This is a genomic window from Mycobacterium venezuelense (assembly GCF_054919535.1).
The window spans coordinates 148,353-162,328 of sequence record NZ_JBONDW010000009.1; the positions used below are offsets into that span (position 1 = coordinate 148,353).

At 67.6% G+C, this 13,976-nt stretch carries 14 protein-coding genes; 5 read left to right on the forward strand and 9 right to left on the reverse strand.

The window, feature by feature from the left end:
- Positions 1 to 2: 2 nt before the first annotated feature.
- The 6 genes from ACRCUN_RS16895 to ACRCUN_RS16920 form a co-directional block, all read right to left on the reverse strand.
- Positions 3 to 608 carry a suppressor of fused domain protein gene (locus ACRCUN_RS16895; protein WP_462142770.1) on the reverse strand — a complete coding sequence of 202 codons (606 nt, stop codon included), beginning with the start codon at positions 606 to 608 and terminating at the stop codon, positions 3 to 5.
- Complete coding sequence (locus tag ACRCUN_RS16900) at positions 605 to 1,882, reverse strand: ABC transporter ATP-binding protein (protein ID WP_462142771.1); 1,278 nt, start codon at positions 1,880 to 1,882, stop codon at positions 605 to 607. The genes ACRCUN_RS16895 and ACRCUN_RS16900 overlap by 4 nt, the downstream gene beginning before the upstream one ends.
- A 3-nt stretch (positions 1,883 to 1,885) precedes the next feature.
- Positions 1,886 to 2,722: a carbohydrate ABC transporter permease gene (locus tag ACRCUN_RS16905; protein ID WP_462142772.1), complete on the reverse strand. Its 837-nt coding sequence runs from the start codon at positions 2,720 to 2,722 to the stop codon at positions 1,886 to 1,888.
- A gap of 2 nt (positions 2,723 to 2,724) precedes the next feature.
- A complete protein-coding gene (locus ACRCUN_RS16910; RefSeq protein ID WP_462142773.1) occupies positions 2,725 to 3,612 on the reverse strand; it encodes a carbohydrate ABC transporter permease in 888 nt (295 codons plus the stop codon).
- Positions 3,609 to 5,006, reverse strand: coding sequence for an ABC transporter substrate-binding protein (locus ACRCUN_RS16915; RefSeq protein ID WP_462142774.1), 1,398 nt, complete (start codon positions 5,004 to 5,006; stop codon positions 3,609 to 3,611). The genes ACRCUN_RS16910 and ACRCUN_RS16915 overlap by 4 nt, the downstream gene beginning before the upstream one ends.
- Before the next feature lie 176 nt (positions 5,007 to 5,182).
- On the reverse strand, positions 5,183 to 5,695 hold the full coding sequence (locus tag ACRCUN_RS16920; protein WP_462142775.1) for a YflT domain-containing protein: 513 nt from the start codon (positions 5,693 to 5,695) through the stop codon (positions 5,183 to 5,185).
- Positions 5,696 to 5,823: 128 nt separating this feature from the next.
- Between ACRCUN_RS16920 and ACRCUN_RS16925 the strand changes: the two genes are divergently transcribed.
- Positions 5,824 to 6,516 (forward strand): DUF4190 domain-containing protein, encoded by a 693-nt coding sequence (locus ACRCUN_RS16925; protein WP_462142776.1) that lies wholly within the window; start codon positions 5,824 to 5,826, stop codon positions 6,514 to 6,516.
- Positions 6,517 to 6,523: 7 nt separating this feature from the next.
- On the opposite strand, the gene ACRCUN_RS16930 is transcribed toward ACRCUN_RS16925, so the two are convergent.
- Complete coding sequence (locus tag ACRCUN_RS16930; RefSeq protein WP_462142777.1) at positions 6,524 to 7,480, reverse strand: HpcH/HpaI aldolase/citrate lyase family protein; 957 nt, start codon at positions 7,478 to 7,480, stop codon at positions 6,524 to 6,526.
- Between the two features lie 25 nt (positions 7,481 to 7,505).
- Between ACRCUN_RS16930 and ACRCUN_RS16935 the strand changes: the two genes are divergently transcribed.
- From ACRCUN_RS16935 to ACRCUN_RS16950, 4 genes are all read left to right on the forward strand, one after another.
- Positions 7,506 to 8,792, forward strand: coding sequence for a magnesium transporter MgtE N-terminal domain-containing protein (locus tag ACRCUN_RS16935; protein WP_462142778.1), 1,287 nt, complete (start codon positions 7,506 to 7,508; stop codon positions 8,790 to 8,792).
- The gene (locus tag ACRCUN_RS16940; protein ID WP_462142779.1) at positions 8,789 to 9,337 is read left to right on the forward strand and encodes a DUF1003 domain-containing protein; all 549 of its coding nucleotides are present in this window, start codon (positions 8,789 to 8,791) and stop codon (positions 9,335 to 9,337) included. The genes ACRCUN_RS16935 and ACRCUN_RS16940 overlap by 4 nt, the downstream gene beginning before the upstream one ends.
- 237 nt (positions 9,338 to 9,574) lie before the next feature.
- The gene (locus ACRCUN_RS16945; RefSeq protein ID WP_462142918.1) at positions 9,575 to 10,867 is read left to right on the forward strand and encodes a lytic transglycosylase domain-containing protein; all 1,293 of its coding nucleotides are present in this window, start codon (positions 9,575 to 9,577) and stop codon (positions 10,865 to 10,867) included.
- Between the two features lie 38 nt (positions 10,868 to 10,905).
- Entirely contained in the window at positions 10,906 to 12,048 is a 1,143-nt protein-coding gene (locus tag ACRCUN_RS16950; protein WP_462142780.1) for an Mrp/NBP35 family ATP-binding protein, read from the forward strand.
- Positions 12,049 to 12,060: 12 nt separating this feature from the next.
- Here ACRCUN_RS16950 and tatB read toward each other — a convergent pair whose 3' ends face one another.
- Positions 12,061 to 12,462, reverse strand: coding sequence for a Sec-independent protein translocase protein TatB (gene tatB / locus ACRCUN_RS16955; protein ID WP_462142781.1), 402 nt, complete (start codon positions 12,460 to 12,462; stop codon positions 12,061 to 12,063).
- Between the two features lie 2 nt (positions 12,463 to 12,464).
- A complete protein-coding gene (gene htrA / locus ACRCUN_RS16960; protein ID WP_462142782.1) occupies positions 12,465 to 13,961 on the reverse strand; it encodes a serine protease HtrA in 1,497 nt (498 codons plus the stop codon).
- Between the last annotated feature and the right edge of the window lie 15 nt (positions 13,962 to 13,976).

A 13,976-nucleotide genomic window follows, 5' to 3' on the forward strand; every position in this document is an offset into this window, starting at 1 on the left:
GTTCAGCTGGGGTTGGCGGCTCTACGGCCCGGATCCTGCACGTCCACGCCGTCGGTCTGCCACGCCTCACGCATCGCGTCGGCCCCCTTGAGCCGCACCCACGCGGCTTCGGTCGGCGTGATCGGGGTGGCCGAGAACACGCGCACCGGCGACAGCGGATCGGGCAGCACCACATCCTCGATATCGCTGGCTCCCAACAAGAATGCGGTGAACGGCGCCGAGTCGAACAACGGCGTCTCGAGGTCGACGAGCGCATCGGCGTCGAGGATCAGGCCCTCGACAGCCGGTGCCGCGGCGAGCACAGCCAGCGACCGGGCCAGACCGGTGGGGGTGGGCCCGCGCAGCGACACTACGACCTCGGCCCGCGGACCGTGGATGGGATCGGACACCAGCTCCGTCGGGTCGAACATCGGATGGCGCGAACAGCCCAGCGTCACATAGTGATACACCTCAACGAGATCGCTGCGCAGGTCCGGACCATATCGCAGCACGTCGACGCGTTCGGTGCCCAGAAACGTGACGCTGGCGCTGACGGGCTCGGCCGTGATCCCTGCCGCGCTGAAATGCGCGTCCAGCCGGGCCCGAACGGCAGCCAGGACGTCGATCACTCTTTCGTCGGTTCCTCGGGCTCGTCGGCCGGTTCGGTTTCGCCGGTCGGCTCAGCCGGCTCAGCGGGTGGTGCCGGCTCGGGCTCGTGATCCGCCTCGGCTGCTCTGGTGAGGTTCAGCCCCGTATCGGCGTCGAATATCACCAGTTTGGACGTGTCGAACGCCAACTCGATCTGCTGGCCCGCCGTCACGCGCGATTCCGACGACACCCGTGCGACGAATTCATTGACCCCGACACCCGAATCGGCGGCCAACTCGGCCAGCTGCGCAGCCTGCGCACCCGCGCCCTCGGTGGTGAAGTGCACGTACTTGTCGGCGCCGAGGGATTCCACGATGTCGGCCCGAACCGTGAAGGTCAGCGCCCGGATCCGGGCATACCCGTCGAGCAGCGACGAATCCTCGAGGTGTTCGGGCCGGATCCCGACGATGATGTTGTCGGGCTTGGGGTGACGGGCCAGCCGGTCGTGCACCTGCTGTGTGAGAGTGACCTCGCCGAACGGCAACCGCACGCCGACATCGGTGAACGTCGCCGGGAAGAAGTTCATCGCCGGGGACCCGATGAAGCCGGCCACGAACAGGTTGGCCGGGTTGCTGTACAGCTCGTCGGGTGTGCCGATCTGTTGTACCTCACCGGCCAGCAGGACCACCACCCGATCGCCCAGCGTCATCGCCTCGGTCTGGTCGTGCGTGACGTAGACGGTCGTGGTGCCCAGCCGGCTCTGCAGCCGGGCGATCTCGGCGCGCATCTGTACCCGCAGCTTGGCGTCGAGGTTCGACAGCGGCTCATCCATCAGGAATGCCTTGGGGCTCCGCACGATTGCGCGGCCCATCGCCACGCGTTGGCGCTGCCCGCCGGACAACTGGGCCGGCTTGCGGTCGAGAAGTTCGGTCAGATCGAGGATCTTGGCCGTCTCTTCGACCTTGGCCGCGATCTCGTCCTTCTTCAGTTTGGCGAGCGTGAGCGGGAATGCGATGTTCTGGCGCACGGTCATGTGCGGGTAGAGCGCATACGACTGGAAGACCATGGCGATGTCACGGTCTTTGGGCGCCTTGTCGTTGACCAGTTCGCCGCCGATGCGCAACTCCCCCGACGTGATGTCCTCGAGGCCCGCAATCATGTTCAGCGTCGTGGATTTTCCGCACCCGGACGGACCGACGAGGATGATGAACTCGCCGTCGGCGATCGTCATCGAGAACTCTTTGACGGCCGCCCTGACACCGCCTGCGCCGTCGGGGTAACTCTTGGTCACCCTGTCCAACACGATTTCGGCCATCGCCTACCCCTTTACCGCACCGGATGTCAGGCCAGCGACGATCCGTCGCTGGAAGATGAGAACAAAGATGATGATCGGGATGGTGATGACCATCGCGCCTGCCGCGATCGAACCCGTCGGCTCCTCGAATTGAGAACTGCCCGTGAAGTTCGCGATCGCCACCGGCGCGGTGATCGCGCGCTGTGTCGCCGTCAGCGACAACGCCAGCAGCAGGTCGTTCCACGCGAAGATGAACACCAGGATGGCCGCGGTGACGATGCCCGGCGCGGCCAGCGGTGCGATCACCTTGCGGAAAGCCTGCGCCGGGGTGGCGCCGTCCATCTTCGCGGCCTTCTCCAGATCCCATGGGATTTCCCGGAAGAACGCCGACAGCGTGTAGATCGCCAGCGGCAGCGCGAAGGTGATGTACGGAATGATCAGGCCGGCCCACGTGTCGAACAGGCCAAGGGCGCGTTCGATGTTGAAGATCGGTGTAACGAGCGAGATGTGCGGGAACATCGCGATCAGCAGCGCGATACCGATCAGCAGCTGCTTGCCGGGGAAATCGAGCCGGGCGACGGCGTAGGCGGCCATGCCACCGATGACCACCGCGATGAACGTGGTGATCAGGCCGATGCCGATCGAGTTGATCAACGCCGAACTGAACGCGTCGCCTTGGAAGATGGCGCGGTAGTTGTCGAGGGTGAACTCGGCCGGAATCAGCTTGCCGTCCTTGACACTTGACGTCGGTTTGAGCGACAGGCTCAGGATCCACAGCACCGGAACCAGCGCGTAGACGACCACGAGGATGTTGACGATCGTCCACCACGTGGCGCGCCGGGCGCCCGTTGCACCTGCCATTCTCAGCGGCCCTCCTGCTCAGCTCCCGGCGCAGCGGCCCCGAAGATCTTGATGTAGATGAACGCGATGACGGCCACCGACAAGAAGATCAGCACACTGATCGCCGAACCAAGGCCGACGTTGAACGCCTTGAACAGGTTGTCGTAGCCGAGGATCGACACCGAACCGGTGTTGTTGGCCCCGCCGGTCAACACGTAGATGTTGTCGAAGATGCGGAACGCATCGAGGGTGCGGAACAACAGCGCCACCAGGATGGCCGGTTTTATCAGCGGCAGAATGACTTTCACCAGACGCTTCCACGCACCCGCGCCGTCGACCTGGGCCGCGTTGAGCAGGTCTTGCGGCACCAGTGCGAGCCCGGCCAGCAACAGCAGCGCCATGAACGGGGTGGTCTTCCACACCTCGGCCAGGATCACGATCGCCAGTGACGGAAGTTGTTCGGTCAACGGCGCACTGCCGGTGGGCAGCAGGTTGGCGAGATAGCCGGTGCCTGGCGTCCAGGCGTAGTACCAGCTGTAGGACGCGGCTACCGTCACGATGCCGTACGGGATCAGCACGGCGGTGCGCACCACACCCTTGCCGAAGATCGTGCGGTGCATGACCAGTGCGAGCGCCATACCGAGGACGAACTCGATGGCAACCGAGATGACGGTGATCGCGAGGGTGACGACGAACGCGGTCCACCAGTACCGGTCGGTGAGCACGGTCTGATAGTTGGCGAACCCGACGAATGCGGTGTCGTCGGGTTCGGCGAGGTTGTAACGCTGCAGGCTCAGCCACACGGCGTAACCGATCGGATACGCGGTCACCGCGAGCATGAGAAGGACGGCGGGCGCGATGAGGGCGAAGGCGAGCCTGCGCTCGGATCTGCGGTTCTCCGTTGTGGTCACGGGATCAGGCCCTTCCCGTCGATCGCCTTCTGCACCGCGTCGGCCAGTTCGTCGGCGGTCTTCTCCGGGTCGATGTCGGAGATCGGCGCCAGCGTCGCCGACATCCGCGTCGACACCGCCTGGTACACCGGCGTCGCCGGGCGCACGGCAGCGTCGGTGAGCTGCTGGCGGATGATGTCGTACTGCGGATACTTCATCTGGAAGGCCGGATCGTCGTACAGCGATTCCCGCACCGCGGGCAGGCCGCCCTCGATCGAGGTGTAGCGCTGATTCTCGACATTGCGCAGGCACCGTATCGCCTCGAACGCCTCGGCCTTGTGCTGGCTGGTCTTGGCCACCGCCAGATTCAGACCGCCGAGCGTCACCCTGGCCGGCTCACCCGGTTGCACACCCGGATACCGCGCGAAACCGAACACCTTCTTGCTGGCCTCGAACGCGATCCGGAACTGCTCGTCACTCGGCGCGAACGTGCCGACGTCGTTGATGCTGCCCTCGAGGGCGGGGTCGTTGTTGAGCGGCAGGAACGACACGCCGCCCTTGACGGCGTTTTCCAGCAGCGAGGGCAACACGTACGGCCAGTTCACCTCGAGCGCGGCGTTGCCCTGCTCGAGCGCGAGCCGGGCCGTGGTCTCGTCGGTCTGGGTCACCGAGGGGTCGGCTCCCGGCGCGGTCGCGACCGACTTGATGATCTGCAGGGCCTTGACGGTCGCGGCGCGGTGTTCTTCGGTGTCGGTGAGCGTGACCCGCTGCCCGTCGTCGGACAGCACCTGGCCGCCGGCGCTTTCCAGCAGCGTGTTGAACCACACCACGAGGCCCTCGTACTGCTTGCCCTGTACGGCGATCCAGCTCGGCTCGCCCGCGGCGTGCAGACGGGTCGCCGTGGCCACCATGTCGTCCCACGTTTTGGGCGGCTCGGGCATGAGATCGGCCCGGTACCAGAGCAATTGGGTGTTCGTCGTGATCGGGGCGGCGTACAGCTTGTCCTGCCAGCGGGCCGTCTCCAACGGCCCGGGCAGCGTGTTCTCCATCGCGTCGGCTTCAGCCAGGCCTGCCGGATCGTCGGACAACGGCAGCGCCCAGCCGGCTTCGGCGAACTCCGCCGTCCACACCACGTCCAGCGCCATGACGTCGAGCGACTTGTCGTTGCCGGTGAGCCGGCGAGCCAGCTGCAGCCGTTGATCGTCGGCGCCCTTGGGCAGGTTGCGCTGCTCGATCCGGAACCGCCCGCCGAGCTGCTCGTTGCAGCGCTTGGCCACGGCGGTGAAGGTGGCCGACTCGTTGGCCGGCGTGTAGTAGTTGATGACGATGCCGCCGGTCTGCGAACCGCAGGCCGAAACCACCGATGCTGTCGTCAGCGCGGCCACTGCCGCAGCACACAGCCGCCGAGCGCGCACCGCTCCGCCTCCCGTCCACTTCCGATGTCGCCGTCGAAGCGACTCCGGGCGGGCAACCTCCCGCGCGCAAACCGTAGAGCCAGATACGCGTGATATGCAACACTTTCGGCACTGCGCGTCGCAATCGTGATCTGCGGCGCTTTGCCAGCACGCCCGGCGCGGCCGCCGGGAGCGGATCAGATCGTCAAGCGCGCCAGCAGATCCCGGCCCTGTTCAGCGCTCTGCGGATCGCACAGAACGTCATAGCGGCCCGCAACGAGCTGCATGGTCGAACTGAAATCTCTTGTGCCGCGAGCCATCGCGTACGGGATCGCCGAGGTGATCAGACCGAAGAAAACGCCTGCGACCAGGCCGGTGAGCAGCGCACTCCACGGATTGGGGCTGAAAAACCCGAGGATCAAGCCAATGAACAGGCCCAACCAGGCACCGGAGAGCACGCCGCCGCCCAGCACCTTCGGCCAGCTCAGCTTTCCGGTGACCCGCTCGACCTGCATGAGGTCCACGCCGACGATCGTCACCTGCTGAACCGGGAACTGGTGATCGGACAGGTAGTCGACAGCGCGCTGAGCTTCGGCGTACGTGGGGTACGAGCCGATCGGCCACCCCTTTGGCGGGGTCGGCAACGCACCGCGCATCGGACTGCCGGACGCATTGCCCGGCGACTGTCCGGGCTGGAATGGGCTCGTCATCGATCTTCACTCTCCTCTGTGCCGCCGGTTCTGCGCGACTTCTCTACCTACAGCAACGATCCGTTCCCGGATTTGGTGCCACCGTTACGTGACCTGCAGCCCACAGTCCGTGCGCTAGGTTGAACAGCATGACAAACCCGGGCGGCAACGCGGGCGAAACGTCACCATCCGAGCCCAGCACCGGGCCGTCGGAGCCGTCGTCGAGCGGTTACGAAGCACCTCCGATCGAGCAGTCCCAGGATCGGCCGCAAGCTGGCGAAACGCAACCGTTCTACGACGCGGGGCCCGCGTACCCTCCGGTGAATTACCCGAACGACTATCCCCCGCAGCCCCCGGGCTGGGCACCACAACCGCCCGCAGGACCGCCGCCGTACGGCTCACCGTCTGCGCCGGATCCGCTTGCCCCACTGGACTATCCGTCCGGCGCGGGGTTACCCCCGCCGGCATTCCCGCCGCCTGCGCCGCCGGGTTATCCGCAGCCAGGTGCCGGCTTCCCGCCGCCCGGCTATCCCCCGAATCCCGGATATCAGGGCTATCCATACCAGACCGACCCGTATGACCCGTACGGCCAGCATCGGCCGATGGGCACCAACGGCATGGCCATCGCCTCGCTGGCGTGCTCGGTCGCCGGGCTGATCTGCTGTCTACCCGCCGTGGTGGGGCTGATCCTGGGCTTCATGGCCATGCGCGAAACGCGCCGCACCGGTCAAGACGGATACGGACTTGCCTTGGCCGGCGCCATCATCGGCGGGATCATCACCGCGGGCACGGTGCTGTACGTGCTGGTCCTGCTCGTCCTGGCCGCGACCGGCAGCACCTGACGCGGGACTAACTGGGCGGGCGGAACGGCTCAGCCTGCCGCGACATCCCGGCCGCCCGCCCCTTGCCCGCGATCACGAGCGCCATCTTGCGGCTGGCTTCGTCGATCATCTCGTCGCCGAGCATCACCGCGCCCCGCGCACCCCCGGCCTGCGAGGTATGCCATTCGTAGGCGTCGAGGATCAGCTCGGCATGGTCGTAGTCGTCCTGGCGCGGGCTGAAGATCTCGTTGCCCGCCTCGATCTGGTCGGGATGCAGCACCCATTTGCCGTCGTAGCCCAGTGCCGCGGACCGTCCCGCGACGCGCCGGAACGCGTCGGTGTCGCGCACCTTCAGGTACGGCCCGTCGATCGCGTTGATGCCGTGGGTACGCGCGGCGATGAGGATGCGCATCAACACGTGATGGTGCGCGTCTCCGACGTCATAGCCGTCGGGCTGCTCACCTACCACCAGGGTCCGCATGTTGAGGCTGGCCATCATGTCGGCCGGCCCGAGCACGAGCGCCTGCACGCGCGGCCCCGCGGCGATCGCGTCGACGTTGGTCAAACCCTGCGCATTCTCGATCTGAGCTTCGATACCGATCCGGCCGACCGGCAATCCGTGCGTGGTCTCCAGTTGGCTCAGCAGCAGATCCAGTGCGTGCACGTGTGCCACGTCGGTCACCTTGGGCAGCACGATCAGATCCAGCGCCGCACCGGCGGTCGAGACGACCTCGATAACGTCGGCGTAAGTCCATGGCGTGGTCCAGTCGTTGACACGCACGCCGCGCAATTGACCCGCCCAGCCGTCGTCAGCCAGCGCGACGGCCACCTGGGTGCGGGCCTGCGCCTTGGCGTCCGGAGCGACGGCATCTTCGAGGTCGAGGAACACCTCGTCTGCCGGCAGGGTTTTCGCCTTATCGATCATCTTGGCGCTACTGCCGGGAACCGAGAGGCAGGTTCTGCGGGGCCGATACGTGTTGTCCACGACCACAGTCTCTACCCTTTGACTCATGGCGGCGGTGAACAGGGTGTACGCAGCCCGGCTTGCGGGGTTGGTGGTGCTGGGCCCCGACGGCGAATCCATCGGCCGCGTCCGCGATGTGGTGATCAGCATCAGCATCGTTCGGCAGCAGCCCCGAGTGCTCGGGCTGGTTGTCGAATTGCTCACCAGGAGAAGGATTTTCGTACCGATCCTGCGAGTGACGGCAATCGAGCCGGGCTCGGTGACACTGGCGACCGGCAGCGTGTCGCTACGCCGTTTCGCGCAGCGGCCAGGCGAGGTGCTGGTACTGGGCCAGGTGCTGGAGACGCGGGTCAAGGTCGTCGACCCCGATCTGCCTGAGCTGTCCGGAATCGACGTCGTGGTGGTCGATCTGGGCATCGAACAAACCCGGACCAGGGACTGGATGGTCACGCGCGTCGCGGTGCGCCCACAGCGCAGGCTGGGCCGGCGCAGCAACATCCACGTCATCGACTGGCAGAACGTGCACGGCCTGACGCCATCGGGTCTGGCGATGCCCGACCAGGGCGTGGCGTCGCTGCTCGAGCAGTTCGAAGGCCAACGCCCGGTCGAGGTGGCCGAGGCGCTGCGCGAACTGCCCGCCAAGCGTCGTTACGAGCTGTTCCGCGCATTCGACGACGAGCGGCTCGCCGACGTGCTGCAGGAGCTTCCCGAGGACGAGCAGGCCGAGGTGTTGCAGCAGCTGAACACCGAACGCGCGGCGGATGTGCTGGAGGCGATGGATCCCGACGACGCCGCCGACCTGCTGGGCACCATGACGCCCGCCGACGCCGAGGTGCTGCTGGGCCGCATGGATCCCGAGGACTCCGAGGATGTGCGCCGCCTGCTGAGCCACTCGCCCGACACCGCGGGCGGTCTGATGACCTCGGAGCCGGTGGTGCTGGCCCCCGACACGACGGTCGCCGAAGCTCTGGCGCGGGTGCGCGATCCCGACCTCACGCCCGCGCTGGCGTCGCTCGCGTTCGTCGCGCGACCGCCGACCGCCACACCGACGGGCCACTATCTGGGCTGCGTCCACCTGCAGCGACTGCTGCGCGAACCTCCGGCCACGCTGGTGAGCGGCATCGTCGACATCGACCTGCCGACGCTGAGCCCCCAGGATTCGCTCGCCGCGGTGACGCGTTACTTCGCCGCCTACAACCTGGTGTGCGGTCCGGTGGTGGATGCGGAGAGCCATCTGGTGGGCGCGGTGTCGGTCGACGACGTGCTCGACCACCTGCTGCCCGACGACTGGCGCGAACGTGACGAGCCCGATCTTCCGGTGGCCGGCGCATGAGCGAATCGTCCGCGCGCCAGCGGCTGGACACCCCGCGCGCTACCCGTGGCCTCGGCCTGCACGTCGACGTCGAGGCCGTCGGCCGGTTCAGCGAGTCCATCGCCCGGTTCCTCGGCACCGGCCGCTACCTCGCGATCCAAACCATCGTGGTGATCGTCTGGATCGCGCTGAACCTGTTCGCGGTCAGCCTGCAGTGGGACCCGTACCCGTTCATCCTGCTCAACTTGGCCTTCTCGACCCAGGCGGCCTACGCCGCCCCGCTGATCCTGCTGGCCCAGAACCGCCAGGAGAACCGCGACCGCGTGTCGCTCGAAGAAGATCGGCGCCGGGCCGAGCAGACCAAAGCCGATACCGAGTTCCTGGCCCGCGAACTGGCGTCGCTTCGGTTGGCGATCGGCGAGGTCGCGACCCGCGACTACCTTCGCCGGGAATTGGACGAGCTGCGCGAGATGATCGGCGCGCTGCAGCAACCGCCCGTCGACGGCGAGCGCGGCAAGTCAGGCAAACCCGACGGCGCCGAGCGGCGGTCGAAACGCAGTAGCTGAAGGCTGGGTCGACCATTGTCGCAACAAGCGAACGTGCACTAGGTATGGTGACTTGGTTCACAACATGTTTGTGGGATGCATAGCGGTCGGAGCGGAGCTAAGGACGGTCAAGTGCGCGTAGGGGGAGGAGCGGGCTTTCTGGCCGCTCGACGCCGTGCGGGCCGACTCATGGGCGCGTCCGCCGTCACTCCGCTCGGCGGCTTCCTTCCCGAGCCACGCTTCGGCGGTCTTGGCTCCATGCCTCGCGTCAGCGGTGTCTTCACCGCTCCCAGCGCACGCGGTGTCGTCGGCGTCGCGGCGCTCACCCCGCTCATCCTCGCCGGCGCGGTCGGTGCCGCGCCCCACCCCGCCTCGACGAACACCTCGGTCACGCCGCTCGCCGCGGTCGAACCGCAGGTCGACCGCGCCGGGCCGGCGGTGGTTGCGGCCGCCAAAGCGCCGACGATGTTCCGCATCGCCGCCTCGACGGCATCGGCTCCCCCGCCTGCCTTCGTCGTGAATACGCCTGGCGCCCTTGGCATTCCGGGGATGGCGCTGAACGCCTATCGCAACGCCGAACGGATGATGAGCGCGGCCTACCCCGGCTGCGGCGTCAGCTGGAACCTGCTGGCAGGCATCGGCCGTATCGAATCCATGCACGCCAACGGCGGTGCCACCGACGCCCGTGGCACGGCGGTCCGGCCCATCTACGGACCGGCACTCGACGGCACCCTGCCGGGCAACGAGATCATCGTGCAGAGCGCGCAGGCGGGCCGGGTGGTCTATGCGCGCGCGATGGGACCGATGCAGTTCCTGCCGGGCACCTGGGCGCGGTACGCGTCCGACGGTGACGGCGACGGCAAGGCCGACGTGCAGAACGTCTTCGACGCGTCGCTGGCCGCTGCCCGCTACCTGTGCAGCGGCGGGCTCAACCTCCGCGATCAGTCCCAGGTGATGGCGGCCATCCTGCGCTACAACAACTCCGTGGCATATGCCCGCAACGTGCTGGGCTGGGCGGCTGCCTACGCCACCGGGGTCGTACCCGTCGACCTGCCGCCGATCACGGGTTCGATCCCGCCGATCGGCGATTCGCACCTGGACGATCCCGAAGGCCTTGGACCGGGTCTGCCTGCAAACGCCTTGGGCCTGCCCGCGGGCGACCCGCTCGCACTGATCCCGTTGCTCAGCAACAACGAGACCGCGAGCCGCGTGCCATCGACGAACGTGCCCGGATTCGCGCCTGGCCAGGTCCTCGGTCCGTTGCCCGGGCCCGCGCAGGCCGCCCCGACACCGACGCCCGCGGAGCCCCCGCGGTGGATTCCGCCGTGGGAGCAGCCACCCCGACAACCGACGTGCGTCGTGTTCTGTCTCGGTGAGCAGGCTCCTCCCCCGCCGCCCGCCGCGCCGGGGCCGCTGTTGCCCGGTCTCCCACCGCCGCCCGCCGCACCGGCGGCGCCGCAGACACCCGCAGCGCCGCCCATCGTGCCGATGGCGCCGGCACCGGGCCCGGCGCTCGGACCCGCTCCGGGTCCCGCGCCCGGTCCGGCCTGACGAATCGACGCCCGTCAGCAGCCGTAGACTCGGCGGTGATGTCCGAATCTGCCACTGAGCTGCAAACCGCGGTCCGCTCCGCGCTGGCCAAGGTGATCGACCCCGAACTGCGGCGGCCGATCACCGAACTAGGCATGGTCAAGAACATCTCGATCGAGCCCGATCACGGTGTCCACGTCGAGATCTACCTGACCACCGCGGCCTGCCCGAAGAAGAACGAGATCGCCGAGCTGGTTTCCGCCGCCGTCGCCGACGTACCCGGGACCGGCGCGGTCAAAGTCACTCTCGACGTGATGAACGACGAGCAGCGGGCCGAACTGCGCAAGATGCTCAGGGGCGATTCGCGCGAGCCGGTGATCCCGTTCGCCCAGCCCAACTCGCTGACCCGCGTGTACGCGGTCGCCTCAGGCAAGGGTGGGGTAGGCAAATCGAGCGTCACGGTCAACCTCGCCGCAGCGATGGCCGCGCGTGGCCTCACGGTCGGTGTTCTGGACGCCGACATCTACGGCCACTCGGTGCCCCGCATGATGGGCACCACCGACCGGCCCACCCAGGTCGACTCGATGATCCTCCCGCCCACCGCGCACGACGTGAAGGTCATCTCGATCGCGATGTTCACGCAGGGCAACACGCCCGTGGTCTGGCGCGGCCCGATGCTGCACCGGGCGCTGCAGCAGTTCCTCGCCGACGTGTACTGGGGCGATCTGGATGTGCTGCTGCTCGATCTCCCGCCGGGAACGGGCGACGTCGCGATCTCGGTGGCCCAGCTGATCCCCGGTGCGGAGATCCTCGTGGTGACGACACCGCAGCTGGCCGCGGCCGAAGTCGCCGAACGGGCGGGCGCGATCGCGCTGCAGACCCGTCAGCGCATCGCGGGCGTCGTGGAGAACATGTCGGGCCTCCTGATGCCCGACGGCTCGATCATGCAGCTGTTCGGCGAGGGCGGCGGACGATTGGTCGCCGATTCGCTCACCCGCTCGGTCGGTGCCGAGGTGCCGTTGCTCGGCCAGGTTCCGATCGACAAGGCGCTGGTGGACGCGGGCGATGCCGGGGTACCGCTGGTGTTGTCGGCGCCGGACTCGCCCGCGGGCAAGGAACTGCGCAAGATCGCCGACTCGCTGTCGGCCCGTAAGCGCGGGCTGGCAGGTATGTCGCTGGGCCTCGATCCCGCGGGACGCTGACGCCCCTGGCGGCTACGTCGCGTCGGTGTCGAACACGGTCCCGGCCGGCTTCTCCGGCGGTTTCTCGGGCGCCTTGTCCACGGCGGGCGACGCGGCAGGCGGCTGCTGGGCCGGCTTCTCGTCGAATTTGCCGGTCAAGATCGAGTCGTCGCCGTCGAGGAGATGCTTCGTGAGCGCGGCGCGCGGCGTCATGCCACGCAGCTTCTGAAGCTCGGCCAGCGGTTCACGCAGATCGTCGAATTCCGGCCCGAGGTCTTGGCGCAATTGGCTCGTGGCGCCCGTGACGTAGTCCCGGGCTTGACGCAGTGCGCCGGAGGTCCAGCGGATCGCACCGGGCAGGCGCTCGGGCCCAAGGATCACCAGTCCGGCGATCACCAGAAGCAGCATCTCGCCCCACCCGATATTCGCGAACATCGTTACTGCGCTTTTTGGTCGTCGCCGATGGGCGTCACCATCAACGTCATCGGGCGTCCTTCCCGGACCACCTCGATGGGAGCTTCCTGACCGATCTTGAGCTGGCGGACGGCCACCACGAACTCGTCGGCATCTGCCACCTTGCGGTCCCCGACCTTGACGACGACGTCGTTCTCGAGGATGCCGGCCTTATCCGCCGGGCCGCCCGCGACGACGTTGGCGATCTGGGCGCCGGAGGCCACGCTGTTGCTCACCGACTTGGCCGTCAGCTGCAAGGTCGGGTGAGCGATCTTGCCGTCCTTGATCAACGTCTCGACGACCTGCTTGACCTCGTTGACCGGGATCGCGAATCCGAGGCCGCTCGCACTGTCGGACAACGACTTTCCGGCCGTGTTGATCCCGATGACCTCAGAGTCCATGTTGATCAGCGGACCACCGGAGTTGCCGTGGTTGATCGAGGCGTCGGTCTGCACACCGTCGATGACGGTGTCGGTGTCCGAACCGTCACCGGACAGCGGGACCGGCCGGTGCAGCGCGCTGATGATGCCGTGGGTGACCGTGCTGCGCAGCCCTAGTGGGGCGCCTGCGGCGATGACTTCCTCGCCGACGCGAAGCTTCTCCGAGTCGCCCATGCGCGCGACGGTGAGGTTGTCGACGTTGTCGACCTTGAGTACGGCGAGATCGGTCTTGGGATCACGCCCGACGAGGTTGGCGGGCACTTCCTTGCCGTCGTTGAACACGACGGTGATCTTGTAGTCGGCGGGTTTGCCCGCGGCTTCGGAGATCACGTGGTTATTGGTGACGATGTAGCCGTTCCCGTCGATCACCACGCCGGACCCCTGGGAGCCTTCGGTGTCGCTCTTGGCTTCGATCGTGACCACAGAATCGGCCACGGCGGCGGCCACCGTGGCGATCCGGCCTGCTTCGGGTTCGGGCAGGTCGCCGGTTTCGAGCGTGACCTTCGACGTCGTGAAAGCCTCGACCGTGCCCGCGGTCTTCTGGCCCACCCAGCCGCCCACGAACGATACGAGGAGCGCGGTCAGAATCAGGACCACGAGGGCGACCCAGGACACCCGGCCGCCGAACAGCACCTCACGCAGGCCCAGCTTGCCTGCGGGCGCCGAGACGACCACCGGTGCCGACGGAGCCTGCGCCGGCGTGCCCAACGCGACGGCGGCCGCGGGATCGCGCCACGGATCGTCGAAGTCGTCATCGCCACCGGCCCGCTCGGCCTCGAGGGCGCCCGCGTCGGTCGGATGACGCTGCAGGGTATCGGCGGCGCCTTTGGGACGCCCGAAGGCCTCCGCGAGCACCGGGTCCGGCGGTTGATCCTTGGGCGCGTACTCCCCTTGGTCCTGATACTTGTCGGCGCCGAGGAATGAGCCGTCGACGCCCGAGGGCCTGCCGAAGGTGCGTTGCGACGCGGCGTCGACGGGTGGCCGCTCAACAGGGCGCGGCGCCAGGCGGCCGCTATCGCCGGACTGGTCCTGGTTGGTCACCGGTGTATCACTCTC

Bases quoted from the DNA above. Each gene is read 5' to 3' on its own strand.
- tatB (WP_462142781.1), bottom strand. From the start codon at position 12,462: ATGTTCGCGAATATCGGGTGGGGCGAGATGCTGCTTCTGGTGATCGCC.
- ACRCUN_RS16940 (WP_462142779.1), top strand. From the start codon at position 8,789: ATGAGCGAATCGTCCGCGCGCCAGCGGCTGGACACCCCGCGCGCTACC.
- ACRCUN_RS16945 (WP_462142918.1), top strand. From the start codon at position 9,575: ATGCCTCGCGTCAGCGGTGTCTTCACCGCTCCCAGCGCACGCGGTGTC.
- ACRCUN_RS16935 (WP_462142778.1), top strand. From the start codon at position 7,506: ATGGCGGCGGTGAACAGGGTGTACGCAGCCCGGCTTGCGGGGTTGGTG.
- ACRCUN_RS16900 (WP_462142771.1), bottom strand. From the start codon at position 1,882: ATGGCCGAAATCGTGTTGGACAGGGTGACCAAGAGTTACCCCGACGGC.
- ACRCUN_RS16950 (WP_462142780.1), top strand. From the start codon at position 10,906: ATGTCCGAATCTGCCACTGAGCTGCAAACCGCGGTCCGCTCCGCGCTG.
- ACRCUN_RS16925 (WP_462142776.1), top strand. From the start codon at position 5,824: ATGACAAACCCGGGCGGCAACGCGGGCGAAACGTCACCATCCGAGCCC.
- ACRCUN_RS16905 (WP_462142772.1), bottom strand. From the start codon at position 2,722: ATGGCAGGTGCAACGGGCGCCCGGCGCGCCACGTGGTGGACGATCGTC.
- ACRCUN_RS16920 (WP_462142775.1), bottom strand. From the start codon at position 5,695: ATGACGAGCCCATTCCAGCCCGGACAGTCGCCGGGCAATGCGTCCGGC.